The organism is Pedobacter agri PB92, from assembly GCF_000258495.1.
Lineage (GTDB): Bacteria > Bacteroidota > Bacteroidia > Sphingobacteriales > Sphingobacteriaceae > Pedobacter > Pedobacter agri.
On the sequence record NZ_AJLG01000017.1, the window covers coordinates 19,303 to 42,067 of the forward strand.

Annotated in this window: 16 protein-coding genes and 1 pseudogene; 9 read left to right on the top strand and 8 right to left on the bottom strand. The window is 37.5% G+C overall.

Translation table 11 applies throughout. The features are described from left to right. Window positions 1–29 precede the first annotated feature (29 nt). The 7 genes from ON09_RS04130 to ON09_RS04155 form a co-directional block, all read right to left on the bottom strand. Window positions 30–1,316, bottom strand: a complete 1,287-nt coding sequence (locus ON09_RS04130; RefSeq protein WP_010599797.1) for an MFS transporter — start codon at window positions 1,314–1,316, stop codon at window positions 30–32. Next, entirely contained in the window at window positions 1,306–2,364 is a 1,059-nt protein-coding gene (locus ON09_RS04135; protein WP_010599798.1) for a glycoside hydrolase family 130 protein, read from the bottom strand. The genes ON09_RS04130 and ON09_RS04135 overlap by 11 nt, the downstream gene beginning before the upstream one ends. Before the next feature lie 107 nt (window positions 2,365–2,471). Then, complete coding sequence (locus tag ON09_RS04140; protein WP_029204099.1) at window positions 2,472–3,956, bottom strand: RagB/SusD family nutrient uptake outer membrane protein; 1,485 nt, start codon at window positions 3,954–3,956, stop codon at window positions 2,472–2,474. An 18-nt stretch (window positions 3,957–3,974) separates the two neighbouring features. Next, window positions 3,975–7,049, bottom strand: a complete 3,075-nt coding sequence (locus tag ON09_RS04145) for a SusC/RagA family TonB-linked outer membrane protein (protein ID WP_010599800.1) — start codon at window positions 7,047–7,049, stop codon at window positions 3,975–3,977. Window positions 7,050–7,164: 115 nt separating this feature from the next. Next, window positions 7,165–8,490: a hybrid sensor histidine kinase/response regulator transcription factor gene (locus ON09_RS25000; protein ID WP_316927770.1), complete on the bottom strand. Its 1,326-nt coding sequence runs from the start codon at window positions 8,488–8,490 to the stop codon at window positions 7,165–7,167. Next, window positions 8,471–11,290 (bottom strand): ligand-binding sensor domain-containing protein, encoded by a 2,820-nt coding sequence (locus ON09_RS04150; protein WP_051010169.1) that lies wholly within the window; start codon window positions 11,288–11,290, stop codon window positions 8,471–8,473. Before ON09_RS04150 ends, ON09_RS25000 begins: the two co-directional genes overlap by 20 nt. Before the next feature lie 148 nt (window positions 11,291–11,438). After that, a complete protein-coding gene (locus tag ON09_RS04155) occupies window positions 11,439–11,624 on the bottom strand; it encodes a CsbD family protein (RefSeq protein ID WP_010599801.1) in 186 nt (61 codons plus the stop codon). 199 nt (window positions 11,625–11,823) lie between these two features. On the opposite strand from ON09_RS04155, the gene ON09_RS04160 reads away from it, so the two are divergent. Then, window positions 11,824–14,916 carry a SusC/RagA family TonB-linked outer membrane protein gene (locus ON09_RS04160; protein WP_029204100.1) on the top strand — a complete coding sequence of 1,031 codons (3,093 nt, stop codon included), beginning with the start codon at window positions 11,824–11,826 and terminating at the stop codon, window positions 14,914–14,916. 17 nt (window positions 14,917–14,933) lie between these two features. Beyond that, on the top strand, window positions 14,934–16,298 hold the full coding sequence (locus tag ON09_RS04165) for a RagB/SusD family nutrient uptake outer membrane protein (RefSeq protein WP_029204101.1): 1,365 nt from the start codon (window positions 14,934–14,936) through the stop codon (window positions 16,296–16,298). A gap of 56 nt (window positions 16,299–16,354) precedes the next feature. Here ON09_RS04165 and acs read toward each other — a convergent pair whose 3' ends face one another. Beyond that, window positions 16,355–18,253 carry an acetate--CoA ligase gene (gene acs, locus ON09_RS04170; protein WP_010599804.1) on the bottom strand — a complete coding sequence of 633 codons (1,899 nt, stop codon included), beginning with the start codon at window positions 18,251–18,253 and terminating at the stop codon, window positions 16,355–16,357. Between the two features lie 141 nt (window positions 18,254–18,394). Between acs and ON09_RS04175 the strand changes: the two genes are divergently transcribed. From ON09_RS04175 to ON09_RS04200, 7 genes and pseudogenes are all read left to right on the top strand, one after another. Further along, window positions 18,395–18,871 carry a hypothetical protein gene (locus ON09_RS04175; protein WP_010599805.1) on the top strand — a complete coding sequence of 159 codons (477 nt, stop codon included), beginning with the start codon at window positions 18,395–18,397 and terminating at the stop codon, window positions 18,869–18,871. A 95-nt stretch (window positions 18,872–18,966) separates the two neighbouring features. Continuing rightward, complete coding sequence (gene rpmB / locus ON09_RS04180; RefSeq protein WP_010599806.1) at window positions 18,967–19,200, top strand: 50S ribosomal protein L28; 234 nt, start codon at window positions 18,967–18,969, stop codon at window positions 19,198–19,200. Window positions 19,201–19,243: 43 nt separating this feature from the next. After that, window positions 19,244–19,426, top strand: coding sequence for a 50S ribosomal protein L33 (gene rpmG, locus ON09_RS04185; RefSeq protein WP_010599807.1), 183 nt, complete (start codon window positions 19,244–19,246; stop codon window positions 19,424–19,426). A gap of 85 nt (window positions 19,427–19,511) precedes the next feature. Continuing rightward, the gene (locus ON09_RS24730) at window positions 19,512–19,667 is read left to right on the top strand and encodes a DUF4295 domain-containing protein (RefSeq protein ID WP_010599808.1); all 156 of its coding nucleotides are present in this window, start codon (window positions 19,512–19,514) and stop codon (window positions 19,665–19,667) included. Window positions 19,668–19,749: 82 nt separating this feature from the next. Continuing rightward, complete coding sequence (ftsY, locus tag ON09_RS04190) at window positions 19,750–20,712, top strand: signal recognition particle-docking protein FtsY (protein ID WP_010599809.1); 963 nt, start codon at window positions 19,750–19,752, stop codon at window positions 20,710–20,712. Window positions 20,713–20,817: 105 nt separating this feature from the next. Beyond that, window positions 20,818–22,150 (top strand): annotated as a pseudogene (gene rimO / locus ON09_RS04195) (30S ribosomal protein S12 methylthiotransferase RimO). A 118-nt stretch (window positions 22,151–22,268) separates the two neighbouring features. Next, window positions 22,269–22,754 carry a hypothetical protein gene (locus ON09_RS04200; RefSeq protein WP_010599810.1) on the top strand — a complete coding sequence of 162 codons (486 nt, stop codon included), beginning with the start codon at window positions 22,269–22,271 and terminating at the stop codon, window positions 22,752–22,754. Window positions 22,755–22,765: the final 11 nt, after the last annotated feature.

The following is a 22,765-nucleotide window of genomic DNA, read 5'->3' on the forward strand; positions in this document are numbered from 1 at the left end:
ATACAGATCAATTGGTTAATCTATTTGGTTTAAACTGGCGCAACAACGCCAGGTTCTTCATTACTTAAAATTGGTGCTTGATCAACATTTTCAATTTTGCCCTGTTTAATAATGTCTTTGGCCACCCAGTAAGAAGCCAATTGTAATATCGCTACAATAACTATGGCGTATCGCAAGGCAACTTCAACTGAAAAATAATAGGCTAAGATTAAAAATGTACCTGCTCCGGTTAGGCGTCCAATATACAAACCAGCCTCGTGATTTAAAATATAGGCGAATTCACTTCTTTTCTCCTTTTTGGTTAAAATATCAATGACGCTAAACTGAATCGGAAAGTAAGCTAAATCAAGAAGCGGCTTAGCTAACAATAAAAATAACATGAAAAGAATTACCCCTAAACTGCTGTACAACACACCGTTGATTATTGCAGCAATTGCAAAAAGCACTAAGCCTGTTCCAAAAATATATAACCTGTGTTTCGGTGATGTATTTCTTCCGATGATGTACATGGCTATAGCCGCAATGATGGCACCAATTGATTGTGCCGTTCCTAATGCTCCTTCTTTACCAACCAAAAGCATAATTAACATGGCAGGTGCAGTAACCAGAAAGCCCTGAACCAAGCCTTTTAGTGTGGCCAATCGCAATAACTTGTACCAATATGGATCGAACTTAAAGTAAACAAATTTCTTTTCGGTCGGATTTTGAAAGTTCCCTCTGAAACACATGATAGAAGCTAAAATGGTAATCACGAAAACCATCCCGGTTACAATTTTATAAGCCAAATGCGCACCGCCACTTACCGCGTTAAATTCGATAAACCAACCAATCAATACTGGAATTACAACTGCAATAATGGTATAGAAAAACGTTTCCAAACCATAGTAATAATTTCGGTTTTCATCATTTGTAATGGCAAGTGCTAAGAAGTCTCTGTTCGCCCAATAAAAACCAAAAGACATCCCCATAATTAAACCGGCAATACCAATTCCAGTATTATCCAGGGTAGTTAACGACATCATTACCATCATGGAAACGCCGCTTAACATCATACCCAACGAATACAAGGTTTTGATGGAAAACTTGCTGAGCAGAAAACCGTTCAGGAAAAACGTAATTGGAATGCCTGTATAGATCGTTAATTGATAAATGACAACTTTAACAGGATCATTGGAGCTACGCATAACATAGGCTGCCACAAAAATATCGATTACAGGAAGTACAATACTGTAAATTAAGTTGGTAAGGGTAAGTACCCTGAAATTATACGACTGATTTTTGAAGTGCGTAATTTCTGATTTAAGTTTAGTCAGCATGGTTATATTCTAGTTGCGATAAAATATCTTGAATAGAAAATTTAGCACCGCAAACAAATTCATCTGCAGCACCATAGTAAATGGTCAGTTCATCGCCGTTAACGGTGTGGCCATTGGTAAAAACTACCTGACCGAAAAAACCGCACATCTCGTATTCAGCAATTGGGCGCATAATAGGTTCATTGGTTTGAGCGATTACCTTAGATGGATCGTTCAAATCCATTAAAAATGCGCCTAAACAATATTGATGTTCTGCATTGGCACCGTGATAAATCTCCAGCCAGCCTTTTTCGGTTTTAATAGGAGCTGCACCGGCACCAACTCGTTTACTATCCCAGTTAGTTTTGCGGGTTTTAATAATGCATTTATGATTTCCCCAATGGATGCCATCAGGCGATTCGGCCAGCCAAATATAATTACCACCTAAATCGACACTGCTCGGGCGATGAAGTGTATAAAACTTACCGTTGATTTTTTCTTCGAAAACAGCACAATCTTTATTATGTGGCGGAATGATCATTCCGTGTTTTTCGAACGTTTTCCAATCTTTAGTTGTCCGCATACCCACACCGACACCTTCTGCTGAAACCGCTGTAAAGGTTAAGTAATAGGTATCATCAATTAATGCTACCCGGCAATCTTCAATTCCGAAAGCTTCAGCCGGTCCTTCGCCCTGCAATAATGGGTAGCCCTCTGGTTGGTAAAAATTGATACCATCATCACTGCAAACTAAACGTAAATGCGAAAGTGTAGTTAAGTAATCGGCCCCTTTGTAATTGATTACACGAGGATCGTCGGCAATCAAATCAGGATCATTTTCCCTGATCTCAATAATTTCTATACCGTCACCTTTTAAAATTGGAAAAGAGATAATACCTTCTTTTTGTTGGGGTCTTTCTGCTACGCGAATAAGCAACCAGGTTTTATTTTGAAAAGTAAAAACGCCTGGGTTAAGCAAACAAGCAATTTCTAAACCTGGCCTGCTTGGAACTAAATCTTTTGGAGATAAAATTGGGTTCTGAGAAAATCTTTTAGCACTATCTGTCATAATATTTAGGGAATAGTTATCCAATAGCCAATAAAAATTGACCTGAAATGAGTTTAAAAATTAATTGCTGTCTGTTGCATTTATAACAGACAGCAATTAATTAACGATTAATAACCTGGGTTTTGTTTTAGCGTACCAGCAGAAGCATCAACTTCGGCCTGTGGTAGCGGATATAGATAATGTTTATCCTGGAAATTTTTGCCTTTCGCTGTCATAACAGTTTTAGCTAATTTCCAGCGTTTAAGGTCTAACATTCTTTGCGATTCGAAACCTAACTCTACTCTACGCTCAGAAATTAACCAATCCTTAATAACGGCTTTATCTGTTGATGCAGCACGATTGGGTAAAGTTCCAGCTGGAGGCAAAATACCTGTTGCGCCCACACTGGTTCTTGCTCTTGTTCTGATTTGATTGATGATGGAAACCGCATCAGCATATTGACCCAACTCGTTTTGAGCTTCAGCTTTCCATAATAAAACATCGGCGTACCTGATGTAAACTTTATTGTTTGCAGCATCATCATTTCCCTTGTTCGATCCGTTTGTGCTACCCAATAATTTATTTACATTTTGATTTGGGACATCAACCGTATAAAGTTTTCTTGGGTCATTTGCTTCAAAAGCATTTAAGAAATCGGTACTTGGTGCAAAGAAACCCCAACCTAGTGGTGCACAAATACCATTACCTTTTAATGGATTTTGGTTTGACTGGTGATCGTAAACAAAAATATTTTCGTTTTCTGTAAACTCTTTTGTTTGATTAAAACTATCAAAATAATTGCTGTTCAAGCTGTAAAAGCCTAAACCTTGCAACTCATTAACGTTCGTTACCACATCTGCCCATTTCTCTGTATAAAGCGCCGCTTTGGCCAACAAAGCAATAGCAGAACCTTTATTGGCTCTCCACTTCTCAGTTGCTGAACTGTATTTCGCATTTGGCAACAAACCTTTTGCTAAGTTTAAATCTGATTTGATTTTGTCCCAAACTACATTTTTATCAGCTCTCACTGCTACTTCGAAAGCTTCCTGGTAGGTACTTACTGGTTTTAAGATTAATGGCACATCGCCAAAATTGGTAACTAAAGAAAAATAGTAATATGATCTTAAAAAATAAGCTTCACCCAATAGTTGATTTTTGCGGGCTGTTGTTATACCAGTAATCGCTTCAATATCAGGCTTGGTTAGTAGCTCAATGGCAATATTTAATCTTTTAATCCCCTCGTAATCATATTTCCATAACCCGTTCGGACCTCCGTTTGTAGATGTAAAAGTGAAATTGTTTACATCGTCCATCCAGGGCTGATCGCCATCCGGGTTCCATTTTTTCTCCATATCATCTGATGCGATATCCTGCATCACCAAATCATTCTGAAAAACCAAACCTCCAGACCAATCCCATTGTGCCAGAATATTCAAGCGGTTTGATAATAGTTGATAGGCAGAGTTAACCGAATTTTCTACTGTTCCTAACGTTGGTGTCGTATTTACCTGCTCTAAAGTTGTTAAACCTATCGCTTCGGTAGTAAGTTGCTTTTTGCAACCCGCGAATGTTACCACACTGAACATTGCGCCTATAAATAATATCTTTTTCATAATAATTGCAAAAAGGGTTTACAGATTAATTTTTAATCCTAAAATAAATGCTTTTGATTGTGGGTAAGTTCCCTGATCAATCAAAGAAGTCGACTCCGGATCTAAACCTGTATAATCTGTTACGGTGAACAAGTTTTGACCTGAGGCATATAAACGAACATTTTTAACACCTATTTTTTTAACATCGAAAGTATAACCAACTTCGATATTTTTTAACCTTAGGTATGATGCATCCTCAACAAAAACGCTGGAAACATTACCGCCACCATTATTATTAAAAGTTACTCTTGGTAAGGTGTTGCTTGTACCTGGACCATTCCAGCTATCTAAAACAGAAGTCATGGAATTGAAAGGGCGGCTATCAAAATTGATAATTTGTTTTAAATCATTGTAACGATCTACACCTTGAACACCCTGAAGTAAGAATGAGAAATCGAACTTTTTAAACGATGAAGAAAAGGCAAAACCATAAGTTAATTTCGGAACCGGGTTACCGATTGTTGTTCTGTCATCAGCATTGATCTGTCCATCGCCATTCAAATCTTTAAACTTGATATCGCCTGGTAATGCACCATTTGCATTTGTAAATAAGTGACTGCTTACCTCAGCTGGTGTTTGATAAATACCATCGAAAACTAAACCGAAATAAGAATTGATCGGCTGCCCAACTTCAGTTCTGGTATGCGTTCTGTCATCATTGATATTTTTCACAAACTCCTGCAATTTATTCACACGGTTTGTTAGCGTAGCGATGTTGGCATTTACGTTATACTTGAAAGCATGTTCCTGATTTCTGAAATTTAAACCAAATTCGAAACCTTTATTGGTTACTTCACCTGCATTTACGTAAGTACGATCAATTACCCCTACCGATACAGCTGGCAAGCCTACGGTTAACAAAATATCATCGGTTTTTTTCACAAAATAATCAGCAGTTAATGATAGTCGGTTTTTCAACACACCGAAATCAATACCGAAGTTGGTTTGTGTAGTTGTTTCCCATTTCACATCTGGGTTACCATAACGTACCACGTTTACGATACCACCAGATTCTGAAACTAAAGTTTGGTAAGTATTATTTGGAATTTCCTGATTACCTGCTTGTCCCCAACTTCCTCTTAATTTCAATTCAGAAATCCATTGCGCATCTTTCATAAATTCCTCATTAGAGATAATCCATCCTGCTGATGCTGAAGGGAAATAACCCCATTTATTTGAAGGTCCGAAACGTGAAGAACCATCAGCCCTTAAAGTAGCTGTTGCAAAATATTTATTGTCGAAGTTGTATGTTCCGCTACCGAAAAACGATACCAAATTAAACTCACTTGCTGAACCTGAATTATAAATATTGGTTAAACTTCCATAGTCTAAGTACTGGAAACCTGAAGTGCTTTTATTAAAATTTTGTCTGCTGCCACCAATTGCTGATGATTTACTGGAGATATTCTCAGCACCAAGCAAGAAATTTACATTGTGTTTCTGTGCGAAAGTTTTTACATAATTCAAAGTATTGGTGAACGTGAAATTCATTACTTCACCTCTATTTTCATCTAAATTATTAGGCTTATTATTTCTGCCTTTACCTGGATAAAGTTCATCAGGATTGTTGTCATTATCATCACCATAATTCTGAGCAAAGTTTTTATTGTGAGAAAAACTGATATCAACACCCACGCTTGATCTGAAGGTTAAAGATTTATCGCTTAAAAAAGCATATTCAGCATATAAATTTCCGAATGTTTGGAAAGTTTTACGCTTATCATTTGTAAAGTTTACGATCGCAATTGGGTTTGAACTGAACTCGAAATTTTTATCCCATCCGTTATTATTACTAGTGTAAAAAGGTAAATCGGTATAAGGATTTGCAGCCGAGTAAGTAGGATCAGTAACGCTTTTGTAAACACCCAAAACTGGCGGGCGCAATAATGCATGACGAATTACACCAGGAACATCGCCGCTTGAGGACAATTTATCTTGCTTTGCGAAACTTAACTGAAGATTTGTACCTACTTTGAAGCGATCTGTAATATTTGCGTTTACGTTTGATCTGAAATTGAAACGTTCGTAACCATCATGATCTTGAACCACAATACCATCCTGTTTGTAATATCCTGTCGAAATTAAATACTGAACCTGGTCAGAACCACCATTTACCGATGCCTGTAGATTTTTTGATTTACCGGTTTCAAACAGTTCGCCTAACCAATCGGTATCTGCCAAATCCGTTCTACTTCTGGCCGCCTGATAAGGACTCACCGCGTTTGCCGCATTGCCTAAAGTATTATGCCATGCCCGATCTTTAATGGTTAAATACTGATCTGCATTTAACATCTTTGGCAAATTAGTTGCCTGATGAAAACCTGCAAAATATTCAACATTGATATTTGCTTTGCCTTTCGTTCCGCTAAAGGTTGTAATTACCACCACACCATTAGCAGCACGGGAGCCATAAATGGCGCCAGCAGCAGCATCCTTTAAAACCGTCATCGATTTTACATCGCTCTGGTTTAAAAATGAAATATCGCGAGTAGGAACACCATCAATTACGTAAAGTACGTCGTTATTACCTAAGGTTCCCTCGCCCCTGATTCTCAGTTTGATACCATCGCCAGGAGCACCCGTATTGGCTGCAACGAATACACCGGCAACCTGACCTTGAAGGGCTTGCGCTACATCAACAATTCTGGTTTTTTGTAAATCGTTCATATCAACCGTAGCTACTGATCCGGTAATTGAAGCTTTCTTTTGTGAGGTATAACCCACTACCACAACATCGCTTAACGATTGCGAAGCTGGCTTTAAAGAAATATTCAAACTACCTCCAGCTGGTGATAAAGTTGTGGCATTGTAGCCAATATAAGTAAAGGTTAAAGTTTGTGCTGAATTTGGCTGAAGTGTTAAAACATACACTCCGTTTCCATCAGTTGAAGTTTTGTTTTGTGTGTTGGTTTGCATCACTACTACCCCAGGCAAAGGCTGATTAGTTTCATCAGTTACTTTACCGGTTACCCTAGTTTGTGCATAGCTTGTAAAACCTGTAACGGCTAAAAACAAGAAAACCAACGTTGCATAAATACGTCTGTTTTTTTTCATAAAGATTTATATTTGATTGAGAGCAAATATAGAAAGTGTAGCAGGCAAGAGTAGTGTACTATAATAACATTTTAGTTCACTATTCTTGCAAAACAGCCATTTAAAGCTATTTTAATTAGGAAACCTCCGTGGTTGCTGTTCCTTCGTGTTGCTTTTGCCGATAATCGTTCGGAGCCAGATGATAGATCTTTTTAAACTCCCTGAAGAAGTAAGATTTGTTATTAAAACCAGTTAAGTAGAAAATTTCTGAAACGTTAAGCTTTGAGTTTTGGAGTAAAACTGCAGCATGTTTTAATCGGATTCTTTTAATAAATTCAGATGGTGTCATGCCCGCTAAAGTTTTAAGTTTGCGATACAGCTGCATCTTACTGATGCACAAAATATCTTCCAGTTTGGCAGCATCTAAATCAGGTTCTGCCAAATTATCTTCAACAGCCTTTACCAAGCTATTCAGGAATTCTTTATCACCCTGATCCATATCTACATCAACAAATTGGTTGTTAATGTTTCTATCCCTGATTAAATGGTTCATGCGGTTGCGATAATCTAAAAGTTTACGCACACGCATTTGCAAGTAATTTACATGAAAAGGTTTGGCAATGTAAGCGTCGGCACCAGTTTCATAACCCTCAGTTTTGCTCTCTTCTGTTCCTTTAGCTGATAACATGATAAATGGAATGTGGCAGGTTGCAGGCGCTGATTTAATATGTTTGCAAAGCTCAAGTCCGTTCATGTCTGGCATCATCACATCGCTGATGATCAAATCTGGTGCATTATTTTTCAGAAAATCGAGGGCTGCTTTTCCATTTTCGGCTTCATAAACGGTATACTGGTCTTTCAAAATATTTCTAATCAGGAAACGGAGCGACGCATCGTCTTCCACAATTAAAATGACAGCTTGGCTATCGCTCTTCAAATCGTTTATCAAGGCCTCTTTGTTATTCTCTTCAACTGTATCCTGATGATAAGGTTTCAAAATCGATTCAAACAAATAAGAAGGCGCAGATGCCACCACTTCGTTTTCTTTGCCCTCGATACTTTGTTTTAGTTGCAACTTAAAGCTAAAATAAATCCAATCGTTCTCCAGGTTCACTTTAATATCGCCATCCATAATGGAAATCAGTTCTTTGGTGAAAGCAAGGCCAATGCCTGTACTCTGATTATTGATCTGCTTATTATTCCCGATATGAAACTCCTTAAAAATGTTTTTTAAATCGCTTTCTTTAAGCTTACAACCCGAATTGGCAACTAAAATCTCCAGCTCATTTTTATCTCCTTCGCAGTTTGCTTTAAATATAATTTCATCTCCTTTACCAGAATGTTTAAAAGCATTTGATAGTAAGTTGAAAAGAACTTTTTCAAACTTATCTTTATCAATAAAACCGGCAATCCCCTCGGGAATTTCTCTTACAAATTGCTGTTCATTTTTTTTCAGCAGCAGGAATAAACAACTGAGTTAAGCTGTTGAGTAGTTTACTGATATCGAAATAATCATCACTTCTTTTCAGGTACCCTGCTTCGGCTTTTCTAAATTCTAGTAATTGCTGCACCAAATAAGTTAAGCGAGCCGTATGTTGGTGCACAACTGACAAAAAATAATTTTTATCTACAGATTTATCCAGTAACGATTTCTTTTGCATAAAATGCTCAACAGACCCTAAAATGAGTGTTAAAGGCGTTTGGATTTCATGAGCGATGTTGGTGAAGAAATTAATCCGCTGGCGATGTACCTCTTCATCTTTTTGCCTGAATAAATATTCGCGTTCAAGCTTAAATTTCATCTCCAGTTTATTCTTGCGGTAAAGGTGAAATGCATATCCCCCAGCAATTAAAAGCAATAAATAAAAGGCGTAGGCCGGATAAGTAAGCCAAAAATATTGCTTTACATCCAGTTTCAAAGCAACAATATCTTTAGTCCAAACGCCCTCGCCGTTGCTCCAGCGCACTAGTAATTCATATTTCCCCGGCGGAATATTGTAATAAGCTATTTTCCCATCACTTCCAGTATAACGCCAGGCCTGATCTAAGCCTTTAAGTTTATAGGCAAACTCATTTTTCGATGCATTAAAATAATTTAAAGCGTTGAAAGAGAATTGGAAAAAATTACTTTTTCGTTCCAGCTCGTAACTTTGGATAGTTTGCTGCTTTGCCTTTACAATTAAATATTGATTATTTTGGAATGCCTTGCCTCCCAGTTGTAAATCGGAAATGAGCAGGTTGGGCTGTTTTGTATTTTCAATAATATCTTTCGGATAAAAATAATTAAAGCCGTATATACCACCGAAAAATAAATTGTTGTTGGCTGCCATAAAAGTTGCACCATCGCTAAATTCATTACTTTGTAAACCATCGCTCTCCTGGTAATTGGCAATGCTATTGTTCGCGGGATTGATTTTAGCCAACCCTTTATTGGTACTCACCCAAATATTCCCTAGGCCATCCTCCTGAATAGCATGAATAGTATTATTTGGCAACCCTTTATCTGTCGTAATTTTTATAAATTTTGGCTTCTCTTTTAATGATTCCTCATTCGACAAATAATTCAGGCCATAGCTGGTACCAATCCAAAGCCGGTTTTTACTATCGTAGAATAACGACAATACATCACTATGTGATAAACTTCCTTCGTAACCGAAGGCCTTGTAAGTTTTAAACTGACCAGTTTTTTTATTTAACACACTTAAGCCTCCGTAACGACAGGCAATCCATAAACGATTATCCTTCCCTTCTGCTAAAGCATAAATAATATCATTAATGGGCCCGTTATTTTCTGCTGATGAGGCAAACTGTTTAAAGTTTATTACTGCTAATGATTGGTCTGCGTTGCGAACGATGTTGGCGTGAATTAAGCCGTAACCGCTGGTCCCCATCCAAACTGACCCATTTTTATCTTGTATAATCGAATAAACCGACTTAAATTCAGGCAACTTCTCGGTGTTTTTGATGTCTTTCCAGTTAATGGTTCTCTTCAGCTTTAAGTCGTGTACGGAAAGTCCTCTGCCATCCGTACCAATATAAATTAACTGATCTGCACCTTTTCTAATGGCAAAAACAGAATTATTCTCTAAGCCAGAACTTACGTCTATTTTTTGCGGTTTTTTATTCCCTTCCGACCAGAAATTATTAAAAATAAAAACGCCGTTACCTTTTGTTCCTACCCATAAATTGCCAGAATCTTCTGCAAAAGCCCTGATTGGTTTATTAATTTTAGTGCCGTTTATTTTCGTTAGCAAACCGAAAAAATTTTCTTTCGGATAAATTTGAATTAACCCGTTACCATCGGTTCCAATCCATAATACCTGGTCATTTCCTACGTTAAACCCAGTAATTTTCAGATTTTCAAGCGCAGTGACTTCATTTCTTAAAAAATCAGTTTTTTTGAAAGCCTTATCAAAAACACTCATTCCCTGATTTTCCCATGCTATCAAATAGTGCGCTTTGTAAGCTGCAATGGCTTTAATTTTTCTAAGCGGTAAATCAAGTGGTTTTACAGCTAAGTTGCCATCCACTATAAATTGATGCTCCGTATTGGTGGTATAAATGATTTGGTTATCAACGCTGAAGAAATTGCTTATACCAGAAGGATCTGATATAGACTTTACGGTTTGGAGTTTATTTTGGCTAACTTTTGTTACAGTTAAAATACCCTTTTTATTCAGGTAACACAGCTTGTCGCCAACGAAATTCATTTTAACAATGGTCTCTTTGGTACCAAATTTTTGAAATGAAACAAATTGATCATGATCAAAATCAAACTTGCTTAAAACGCCATTCACAGCAAAACAAAAAACTTCACCTTTATCATTCACAATCAAATCATACTCGTTTTCACGTATTTTTTGAGGTGCAGTTTTTTTATAAAAATATCGGCTGAATTTTCCGCTTGGCTTATTGTAACGCGAAATTCCGCCAATCGTACTAATCCAGATATTTTGATTTTGATCTCCTTTGATAGACAATATCACATTGCCGCCGATGCTATTTTCAACCTGATCTATATTATGATTGTATACACTGAAATGTGCACCATCATAACGATTTAGACCATCCCAGGTGCCTACCCACAATAGTTGATCCTGATCCTGGAAAATAGTGTTAATTGAACTGTTTGAGAGACCATTTTTACTATCGATTTGCCGATAATAAAAGGATGTTTTTGGCTTTGTATCGTTGGCCACAACATATTTAGAGGTTGTTAATCCTATAAGTAAGAAAAAAAATAAAGAATATGCTTTGCTCATATGAAGCTGGTCAATCAAAAATTTTACTGGCTAGAAATTCTGGGATGATTAAAGCTAGGCAAAAATATTCAATTCAAATTAAAAAACACCATATACCAAAACAGGCGATCAATTTCTTGACCGCCTGTTTTGATTATAATTGATGAAATTATAGCGAGTTAATCCACTTCACCAGTTCATCTCTTCCTTTACCGGTTTTTTGCTGAAGTTTCCCTAACAACTCATCATCCTGTCCGTCTTCATGTTTCAAATCATCATCAGTTAAATCAGCATAGGCTTGTTTAACTTTTCCTTTTATTTCGTTCCACTTTCCTTTAATTTCTAACTTATCCATTTTGATATATTTTATGTTTATACTCCATATTTGATATAACTAATTAACAGTGTTTGGCATTTTTTGTTTTCAAATAAGCTATTCAACCGATGTAAACTGTTAAATCGAATTATTCCTAAAGGTTTTATGTGTATTTTTTATTAAATTGAGATATCATTCCCTCAATAGCCAAAACCTTATTAACTAAAACTAAAATTTGATGAAAAAACTACTCCTAAGTATGATTTTATCTTTCGGATTGATTTCACTTGCTTTCGCACAAAACAAGGTCATCACCGGAAGGGTTACATCCAGCATGGCTGGAGCAATTCCAGGTGTGAGCGTATATGTAAAGGGGGCTCCAGCCAACGGAACCCAAACAGATGCCACAGGTGCTTATAAGTTAAGCGTTCCGGGTGATGCGAAAACTCTAGTATTTACTTTTATTGGTTTTAAAACCAAAGAAGTTTCCATCACGGGCGCTACGGTAAATGCTAATTTAGATGAAGAAAATACAACACTTTCTGATGTTGTAGTTGTGGGTTACGGAACGCAAATTAAAAGAGATGTTACCGGCTCAGTTGCTTCAGTAAAATCCAAAGATCTTGAAAACCTGCCCGTAACGAGCTTTGAACAAGCTTTACAGGGTAAAGCTGCTGGTGTACAGATTTCGGCCCAAAATGGAAAACTCGGCCAGGGAATCACGGTTCGTGTTCGTGGTGCAGCCTCAGTTACCGCTGGCAGTGAGCCATTATATATTGTAGATGGAATCCCGATTACTTCCGGAGACTTTTCCAGTACAACCGCACCAACAAGTGCCTTAGCTGATTTAAACACGAACGACATTGAATCAATCGAGGTATTGAAAGATGCATCAGCTTCTGCTATTTACGGAGCAAGGGCTTCTAATGGTGTTGTGTTAATTACCACTAAACAAGGTAAGGCTGGAAAAACGCTTATTCAATTTAATGCTTTAGGCGGAATTAGCACGCCATCTAACCACAGAGAATTTCTGAATGCCGAACAATATGTACAAATTATCAGAAGAGCAGGTGCCGGTGCTGCAAATCAGGATTTTCTAAACGGCGATTATGCCACTCTTCAGGAAGGTTTAGATGATTACGCATCAATTGTTGAAGGCAGATTAAACCGTTACTCTGCAGGAAATAATGATTATCAAACATACAAAGTGAATACCAATTGGGAAAGAGAATCATTTCAGAACAACCCGATTACACAACAGTATGACTTAAACTTAACCGGTGGAAATGAAAAAACGAAGTTTTATATCGGTGGACAAGCACTCGATCAAAAGGGTATTGTTGTAGGAAATAGTTATAAGCGTTACAGCGGAAGGCTAAACTTAACCAATAAAGTTACCGACTTTCTAGAAGTAGGTGTAAACCTGAATTTCTCCAACAGCATTAACAATCGTTTATCAAATGACAACGCCTTTTCAAGTCCGCTACAATCTGTGGCCTTATCTCCTATTACGCCTTTTATCGATCCAAGATCAGGTTTAATTAGCGGAACACTTCCAGGTGCTGCATCTAATTACCCGGTTTATTATAATCCTTTCATCGGAATTGAAAATGCAGCCTACAAAGCAACTGTTTATCGCACCATAGGAAAAGCATTTGCCAACGTAAACCTGGCTAAAGGATTAAAATTCAGCACTGATTTCTCTATTGATAATTTAAACCAGAATGAGGAAAGTTATTATGGATCGTTAACCTTTAGAAATACTGGTACCGCTAACGGCGATGGTCAGAATATTTCCACTTTTGTAATTAACACCAATACCAATAATTTCTTTAGCTACAATACAACTGCTGGCAAGAGCACTTTTGATGCGATTTTAGGAACCAGTTATCAAAAATCAACTACTAAATACAGTACGATTGAAGGACAGGATTTTCCTAGTGATGCCTATATCAAATTAGGTTCGGCAGCAACTAAAGTAATCGCGACCAGTAACGAAAGTGCTTTTAGTTTCCTTTCTTATTTTTTCAGAGCAAACTATAAATACAATGATCGTTATTTGGTTGGATTTAGTGTGAGAGCAGATGGTTCTTCCAGGTTTGGAGAAAACCATAGGTATGGATACTTCCCGGCAGGATCAGTTGCATGGATTGCTTCAGAAGAAGATTTCTTAAAGAGTAGCGAAACCATCAGTTTGCTAAAATTAAGAGCCAGTTATGGATTGACAGGTAACGCTGAGATCGGTAATTATTCTGCCAGAGGATTATTTAGTGGAACAGGTGCTTATGGTGGAGTTGCAGGTCAGATTCCATCCCGCATAGCTAACCCTGATTTAACCTGGGAAAAAACTAAACAATTGGATTTAGGATTGGATTTCGGTATTTTAAAAAATAGAATCACAGGTACATTTGACTTCTATCAAAAAAATACCACCGATTTATTGCTTGATGTGCCTATCCCGCAAACAACTGGTTTTGCAACCATCACACAAAATCTTGGCAAGTTGAAAAACACTGGTTTTGAGCTGGGAATTAATACTGAAAACTTTGTCGGTGCTTTTAAATGGTCTACTGCACTTACGGCCGCAATTAACAATAATAAAATCACCGATTTAGGTGGACAAGTTTTAAACAGCAACGAAATCAATGCTGCCATTGCCGGGCAACCCATTGGCGTATTTTACTTACCGGAGTATGCAGGCGTAAACCCCGCTAACGGAGATGCTTTGTATTACCGCAATACCACAGATGCTGCAGGCAATTTAGATAGATCGACGACAACTGATATCAATCAGGCACAAAGAATTTTTGCCGGGAACCCTAACCCAAAATACACCTTCGGTTTTAATAATACGTTTTCTTATCAAAACTTTGATTTGGGTGTGTTTTTTCAAGGAGTGGCTGGCAACAAAATATTCAATGCTGGTGGCCAATACATGAGTGCGAATGCATCTAACGGTTATGATAATCAAACCGCTGATCAGATGGCTTATTGGGATAAGCCTGGTGATATTACTTCCGTTCCGGAACCAAGATTATTTTATGGAAACGGAATTGGAAATTCAACCAGATACATATCAAGTGGAAATTTTGTGCGCTTAAAAACACTCACACTAGGCTATACCTTTCCTGCATCTGTTTTAACAAAAATAAAACTGAGTAAGTTGAGATTGTATGCTACTGCACAAAACCTGGCAACCATTACAGGCTACAAAGGCTGGGATCCGGAGGTTAATGCAGACTATCAATCAACCAATATTAATCAGGGTGTCGATTTCTATTCTGCACCTCAGCCACGCGTAATTTCTTTTGGTATTAACATTGGCTTATAATTTAAAGACGAACAGACATGAAAAAGACATATATATATAAATTTCTATTGGCATCAACGTTACTATCAGTAGCGTCATCATGTAAAAAAGCGCTTGAAATTTCTCCTGTAGATACCATTGAGCAAAGCAAAGCACTATTAACTTCTAAAGATGTAGAAGTTGCTTTAGTTGGATCATATTCAGCATTGGGAAGCAGAAATCTCTACGGTGGAAGACCTTTTTTAATGGCAGATTTCCTGGCCAATACCAATGCAATTGAATGGTACGGAACTTATGAGGAGCTTACGCAAACCATTAATAAATCACTACTGAAAACAAACACCTTTGTTAACAATGTTTGGGCAGCGGGTTATACGGCTATTAATGATGCTAACAATGTTTTAGCCGCCATTGCAAAGGTTGATGCAGCGAAAAAGGATAAAGTTGAGGGAGAAGCTAAATTTATCAGGGGATCAGTTTATTTTGATTTGGTTAGATTGTTCGGTAAAGCCTATAATGATGGGTCACCAACAACCAACCTGGGCGTACCCATCGTGTTGACACCAACTACAGCTGTTAATGATCAAAGTTATGTAAGCAGGGCAACTGTTGCTGCTGTATATGCCCAGGCTATTGCCGATTTAACCGATGCTGAAGCTAAGCTACCTGCAACAAACGGCTTTTTTGCAACCAAATCTGCAGCAGCAGGAATGCTGGCCAGATTGTACCTGCAGATGGGCAACTATGCCGCAGCTGGTGCGGCAGCGAACAGGGTAATTACCTCAGGAAATTATTCCTTAACTTCATCTTATGGTGCTGCTTTCCCAACCATGGGATCCAGTGCCGGATCGAATACTACCGAAGATGTTTTTTCTATTCAGGTGACCACCTTAACAGGATTTAATGGTTACAATGAATTTTACGGTTCATCTACTTATGGAGGTCGTGGAGATGCTGTGATCTCGCAAGCCTGGATCGATGCAAATTATGTTGGAACAGACGATAGGGTAAATGCATTTTATGATGATGGAGATATGTACACCTCAAAATTTGCGAATCCATATGGCAATGTTTCCATTATCAGGTTAGCCGAGATGTATCTGATTAGAGCAGAATGCAATGTTCGTTTGGCACCTGCCGCACCAATTGGAGGTAGAACACCTTTACAAGATTTAGCAGTAGTAAGAACCCGGGCTGGCCTAACCACCACGAGTGCAACACTTGCAAACATTCTAAATGAACGTAAACTGGAACTTGCTTTCGAAGGTTTTGCCCTGCATGATGCAAAAAGGACGCAAACTAATATTGGATCGATTCCATGGAATGCAAATAATTTAGTTTTCCCAATTCCTCAAGTAGAACTGGATGCAAACAAAAACTTAACGCAAAACCCTGGGTATTAATCAAGTTAAATCCAACAAAAAAGCCGATCAATAGATCGGCTTTTTTTTTTAGCATTTTATTTTAAAGTTTTCGAAGCTTCGATAATTTGCTCCACTACCGCCGGATCCAATAGCGTTGAGGTATCACCTAAATTTGAGGTATCGCCTTCTGCAATTTTTCTTAAAATTCTACGCATAATTTTACCTGAACGGGTTTTAGGCAAACCAGAAACGAAAAGTATTTTATCAGGCTTTGCTATCGCACCAATTACCCTGGTTACGGTTTGCAGAATATCTTTTTTAGTCAGCTCCTCTTCTCCATGCATTTCGGGATTTATTACGAAAGCGTAAATCCCTTGTCCTTTAACATCATGAGGGTAACCAACCACAGCGCTTTCTACCACACCAGCATGCATATTGATGGCATTTTCTACTTCTGCAGTTCCAATTCTATGTCCGGAAACATTCAACACATCATCTACACGACCCGTGATTCTATAATATCCATCTTCATCACGTAAGCAACCATCACCAGTAAAATATAAATTTTCATAAGTAGAAAAATACGTTTGTTTACAGCGTTCATGGTCTCCATAGGTGGTCCGCAGCATGCCTGGCCACGGAAACTTAATACAAAGGTTTCCACTCACACCATTTCCTTCAATTTCCTTCCCATTTTCATCAACTAAAATTGGCTGAATACCAGGTAAAGGCAAAGTAGCATAACTAGGTTTGGTGGGCGTTACGGTTGCAATCGGCGAAATCATAATGCCGCCGGTTTCAGTTTGCCACCAGGTATCAACAATTGGCGCTTTTCCGTGTCCGATTTTCTCATCGAACCAATGCCAGGCTTCTTCGTTAATTGGTTCTCCTACCGAACCCAGTACGCGGATGCTGCTCAAATCCTTTCCATTTAAAGGGTCATCACCAAAACTCATCAACGAACGTATGGCCGTTGGTGCTGTATAAAGTGTATTTACATTATGCTTTTCTACGATATCCCAAAATCGCGAAGCATCGGGATAGGTTGGAATGCCTTCAAATAATACTGATGTAGCACCTTGAGAAAGCGGTCCGTAAACAATGTAAGAATGGCCTGTTATCCAGCCAATATCTGCAGTACAAAAATAAACTTCGCCAGGTTGATAATTAAATACATTGGTAAAAGTATAACCTGCGTAAACCATATAGCCGCCGCAGGTATGCACTATGCCCTTAGGTTTGCCGGTTGATCCTGAAGTGTAAAGAATGAAAAGCATATCCTCCGCATCCATTTCTTCTGCTTCGCAGATATCGTTCACGTGTTTCACTTCATCTTCCCACCAAACATCACGGCCTTTCAGCATAGAAACGGGAGTACGAACATGCGTTAAAACGATACATTTTTCAACTGTCGGGCAGCCAATTAGAGCATCATCAATTACGTCTTTAAGCGGAATTTGCTTATTGCCGCGGTAGGCGCCATCAGCAGTGATGACAAGTTTGCATTGAGAATCATTAATACGGTCGGCTATTGATTTTGCTGAAAACCCGCCAAAAATAACAGAATGAACTGCACCAATTCTGGCACAAGCTAAAACGGCAATAGCCAATTCAGGCACCATCGGCATATAGATGCATATGCGGTCACCTTTTTTAGCTCCGTTGCGTTTTAACACGTTAGCAAAACGACAAACCCGCTCATGCAACATTTTATAAGTCAGGGTTACACTTTCTTCTTCCGGGTTATTAGGTTCCCAAATAATAGCGGGTTTATCGCCATTTTTTTCCAGGTGTCTATCGAGACAATTTTCGGTAATGTTAAGCTTTGCCCCTTCAAACCATTTAATATCCGGCTCATTAAAATTCCATGATAATACTTTAAACCAAGGTTTGCGCCATTGAAAATTCTGTGCAACCTCTCCCCAGAACTGCTCGGGGTTTTCTATACTTTTTTTATAATCTTCTTCGTATTGCTTAAAAGATGTGATTTGCATGGTGCTAGGTATATATTTTGTTAGTAGCGGCTAATTTAAATAAATATTGATGGAATTAAATATTCGAATTGTATCAAAAACGTTGTGGTTAATTAACGCGGAAAAAAACCGACAATTGCCGAATTATCTTAATTTTGAATTATGAGAAAAATTATCGCCATCATCTTTTGTCTGTTACTTACAAATTCATTGGTTTCATCGGCCAGTGAACATCTAACAGATACCTTAAAAAAAACAAATCAATACATCTTGTTTGCCAAAACAGCGAAGATCGATGATGTATTTTTTAGTAAAAACAAAAAATCCAAAGAGGAAATTGTCAATGTAAAGATCAGTTTTGCGACAGCAGAATCAAATTCCAATGCTATTAAAACTGCAGTTTTACAGGGAAATAAACAATATGGAGATGATAACCTTCCAACCATTTCTGCTGTGAAAATTTTGAAGGGAAAATATGAGGATATGAAGGGTGAATCAGCCACTAAAACATCAAGTTTATATACGTTTACCAAGCTCGAATTTCCCTTACATTTGCAAATTGTAACCATGGGTGAAACCCTTGATTTTGAGCTTTTAGAATCAGGGAAGTGGGATATCAATCTAAATTTAAAAAAATAAACACAGTACTATTGTCTTTTTAAATTATTATTCAGATATTTGCACACTCTTAAAAAAATTAAGCGACGATATTTTAACAACTATATTTACAAGTCATGTCAAGAGTTTGTGATTTAACAGGAAAAATGGCAATGAAAGGTAATAACGTATCACACTCGAACGTTAAAACCAAACGCAAATTTTATCCTAATTTGAAACTTCAGAAATTTTATATCCCTGAAGAAGACCGTTGGATTACGTTGAAAGTTTCTACTTCAGCGATTAAAACCATCAATAAAGTGGGTATTAGCGAAGCGATCAATCGTTTTGTAAAAAAAGGATTTTTGTAAAAACATTAACTGTTGAGATTAACAGTTTACAATTAATATTAAAATGGCAAAAAAAGGTAACAGAGTTCAGGTTATTTTAGAATGTACTGAGCACAAAGAAAGTGGCATGCCAGGTATGTCTAGATATATTTCTACGAAAAACCGTAAAAACACTACTGAGCGTTTAGAATTGAAAAAATTCAACCCAGTATTGAGAAAAGTAACAGTACACAAAGAGATTAAATAAGATTGATGATTTAACGGTAGAAGGTTTAGGGTGTTTTAACCCGCATTCTATCAATCTATCATTCAATCATTAAAATTATAAGAACATGGCAAAGAAAGTAGTTGCAACCCTTAAAACCGGTACAGGTAAAGAATATTCGAAAGTAATTACAATGGTTAAATCACCTAAAACTGGTGCTTATTCATTCAAAGAACTTATCGTTCATAACGACCACGTAAAAGATGCTATCGCATCTAAATAAGGTTAATATTTTTTAATCAGAAAATATTAAAGGCCGTTCCGTTTTAACCGGGAGGGCTTTTTTTGTTATATAAAATTTAGATATGGGCTTATTTGATTTTTTCAAAAAGAAAGAAACTGCACCTGAAGCTCAGGAAGCACTTGATAAAGGTTTAGAGAAAACCAAAGATGGTTTTTTTAGCAAAATTACCAAGGCTGTTGCAGGAAAATCAACCGTTGATGATGAGGTGCTCGATAACCTGGAAGAGGTTCTGGTAACTTCTGATGTAGGTGTGAGCACCACATTAAAAATCATTAAACGCATTGAAGAACGTGTTTCTAAAGACAAATATCTCAATACTTCAGAGCTTAATTTTATTTTAAGAGATGAGATTCAATTGCTGCTATCTGAAAATAACAGCAACGATTTCCGTCAGTTCGAGTATGGCGATCATAAACCTTATGTAATAATGGTGGTGGGTGTTAATGGCGTAGGTAAAACCACAACCATTGGAAAACTTGCACATAAACTTAAAGAATCGGGTTTAAAGGTGGTGTTAGGCGCAGCAGATACATTTAGAGCTGCTGCCGTTGACCAGATTAAACTTTGGGGACAGCGTGTAGATGTGAGAGTGGTTGCACAGCCAATGGGTTCGGATCCAGCATCTGTTGCTTTCGATACTTTACAATCGGCTGTAGCCAATGGCGAAGACGTTGTGATTATTGATACTGCTGGCCGATTACATAACAAAATTGGTTTAATGAACGAACTCGGTAAAATTAAACAAGTAATGCAAAAGGTGGTTCCGGGTGCGCCACATGAAATTCTGCTGGTATTGGATGCCTCAACAGGACAGAACGCTTTCGAGCAATGCAAACAATTTACCGAGGCTACTGATGTAAATGCCCTGGCGATTACTAAACTAGATGGTACAGCTAAAGGCGGCGTGGTGATCGGTATCTCAGATCAATTTAAAATTCCGGTGAAATATATTGGGGTAGGCGAAAAAATAGGCGATTTACAACTTTTTGATAAAAAAGAGTTTGTGAGTAGTTTGTTCAAATAACTGAACTAATTTATTCAGCCTTTATTGGCAAATAAAACCCTGAAATAAACTCAGGGTGCGGGACGCTCCCACTTGTTTAAGTAATAGTAAGATTAAGTGTAAAAGATGAATACCAAAATAGTAAGAAATAAAGCTGCAATTAAACAACCTAAAATCAACGTGATTACGTTAGGTTGTTCAAAAAACATATACGATTCAGAAGTATTGATGGGACAGTTACGTGGTAATAACCTAAATGTTGTTCACGAAGCTGACAAAATGGGCAAGGACGATATTGTTGTGATTAACACTTGCGGTTTCATTGATAATGCTAAACAGGAATCTATCGATACCATTCTGCAATTCAGCGAACTTAAAGAAGCGGGTAAAATTGGCAAAGTAGTGGTTACAGGTTGTTTATCTGAACGCTACAAACCAGAATTAGAATCAGAAATTACAAATGTTGATGCTTTTTTTTGGCACCAATGATTTACAGAATATTTTACACGAATTAGGTGCAAACTATAAACATGAGCTGATTGGCGAACGTTTATTAACTACGCCATCGCACTTTGCTTATTTTAAAATTGCGGAGGGCTGTAACCGTCCATGTTCGTTTTGCGCCATTCCTTTAATGCGTGGGAAACACATGAGCAAACCAATGGAAGAATTGGTAAATGAGGCAAAAATATTAGCTAAAAACGGCACTAAGGAACTGATTCTTATTGCTCAGGATTTAACTTACTACGGCTTAGATTTATACGGCGTTCGTAAACTTGATGAGTTGATGCGTCGTTTATCTGACGTTCCGGGAATTGAATGGATTCGTTTACAATATGCTTATCCAAGTGGTTTTCCAATGGAGATTTTAGATGCAATGAATGAGCGTGATAATATCTGCAAATACCTGGATATGCCATTGCAGCACATTACCGACAATATGCTAAAATCGATGCGCCGTGGTACAACGAAGCAGAAAACGATTGATTTGGTAAACCAGATTAGGGACAAAGTGCCAAACATCGCTATGCGCACCACATTAATTTGCGGCTACCCTGGCGAAACTGAATATGACTTTCAAGAAATGAAAGAATGGGTTGCCGAAACCAAGTTCGACCGTTTAGGTTGCTTTACTTATTCTCATGAAGAAAAAACACATGCACATACTTTGGTCGATGATATTCCTGAAGAAGTAAAACAACAACGAGTTGACGACATTATGGAAATTCAACAGGGTATTTCTTTCGATATTAACCAAGACAAAATTGGACAGATTTTCAAAGTTTTGGTTGATAAAAAAGAAGGTGATTTTTTTGTAGGCAGAACCGAATTCGATTCACCAGAAGTTGACAATGAGGTACTTATTGATGCAGCAACAGGATATGCAGCCAACGGAAGTTTTGTACATGTAAAAATTGATAGAGCTGAAGATTTTGACTTGTACGGAACGATTGTTTAACTGCGTCTATATTTTTATCTCTAAAGTCCAAATACACAGCTTTCAGGCTTTTATTTTGGAAATTGGCCTTTAAAGTGTAGCAGAATGTAAAACAGAATCGTTTAAGAAATAAAAACCTATGAAAAAGTTTTCTCTAATCTTATTGGTCATTTTTATTGCCAACCTTGGATGCAAAAAGAATGGCGGTGGCGGACTTTGCGCATGCTCGCCCCTTGAATCAACCCCATCTTTGATTGTTCTTAAAGGAAATTCGGGCATTGATTTATTAAATCCTGCAACTCCTGGATTTTTTGATAAAAATCAAATACAGCTTTATTCAAAAGATGTTAATAACAACATCAAGTACATTAATGTTTACATCAATACACCTTTCACTTTCAATAGTGACAATAAAATCAGCTATTACCAATTAGCGTCATATGAGCTGATTAGTTTAGCTAAGAATATCGACAATAATTTTTATCTGAAATTGGGGAGCGACAAAATTTACCAATTAAATTTAGAAGTAAAGAACGGCGTAATTGTAAAATTGCTTGTTAACAATATAGCAGCACCGCAGGAATATGCATCACCAAGAAGTATTTATACAATTCAGGTTCAGTAATATATAAAAAA

Bases quoted from the DNA above. Each gene is read 5' to 3' on its own strand.
- ON09_RS04150 (WP_051010169.1), bottom strand. From the start codon at position 11,290: ATGAGCAAAGCATATTCTTTATTTTTTTTCTTACTTATAGGATTAACA.
- ON09_RS04155 (WP_010599801.1), bottom strand. From the start codon at position 11,624: ATGGATAAGTTAGAAATTAAAGGAAAGTGGAACGAAATAAAAGGAAAA.
- ON09_RS04200 (WP_010599810.1), top strand. From the start codon at position 22,269: ATGAAAAAGTTTTCTCTAATCTTATTGGTCATTTTTATTGCCAACCTT.
- ON09_RS04160 (WP_029204100.1), top strand. From the start codon at position 11,824: ATGAAAAAACTACTCCTAAGTATGATTTTATCTTTCGGATTGATTTCA.
- ftsY (WP_010599809.1), top strand. From the start codon at position 19,750: ATGGGCTTATTTGATTTTTTCAAAAAGAAAGAAACTGCACCTGAAGCT.
- ON09_RS04135 (WP_010599798.1), bottom strand. From the start codon at position 2,364: ATGACAGATAGTGCTAAAAGATTTTCTCAGAACCCAATTTTATCTCCA.
- ON09_RS04165 (WP_029204101.1), top strand. From the start codon at position 14,934: ATGAAAAAGACATATATATATAAATTTCTATTGGCATCAACGTTACTA.
- rpmG (WP_010599807.1), top strand. From the start codon at position 19,244: ATGGCAAAAAAAGGTAACAGAGTTCAGGTTATTTTAGAATGTACTGAG.
- ON09_RS24730 (WP_010599808.1), top strand. From the start codon at position 19,512: ATGGCAAAGAAAGTAGTTGCAACCCTTAAAACCGGTACAGGTAAAGAA.
- ON09_RS04145 (WP_010599800.1), bottom strand. From the start codon at position 7,049: ATGAAAAAAAACAGACGTATTTATGCAACGTTGGTTTTCTTGTTTTTA.
- acs (WP_010599804.1), bottom strand. From the start codon at position 18,253: ATGCAAATCACATCTTTTAAGCAATACGAAGAAGATTATAAAAAAAGT.
- ON09_RS04140 (WP_029204099.1), bottom strand. From the start codon at position 3,956: ATGAAAAAGATATTATTTATAGGCGCAATGTTCAGTGTGGTAACATTC.
- ON09_RS04175 (WP_010599805.1), top strand. From the start codon at position 18,395: ATGAGAAAAATTATCGCCATCATCTTTTGTCTGTTACTTACAAATTCA.
- ON09_RS04130 (WP_010599797.1), bottom strand. From the start codon at position 1,316: ATGCTGACTAAACTTAAATCAGAAATTACGCACTTCAAAAATCAGTCG.
- rpmB (WP_010599806.1), top strand. From the start codon at position 18,967: ATGTCAAGAGTTTGTGATTTAACAGGAAAAATGGCAATGAAAGGTAAT.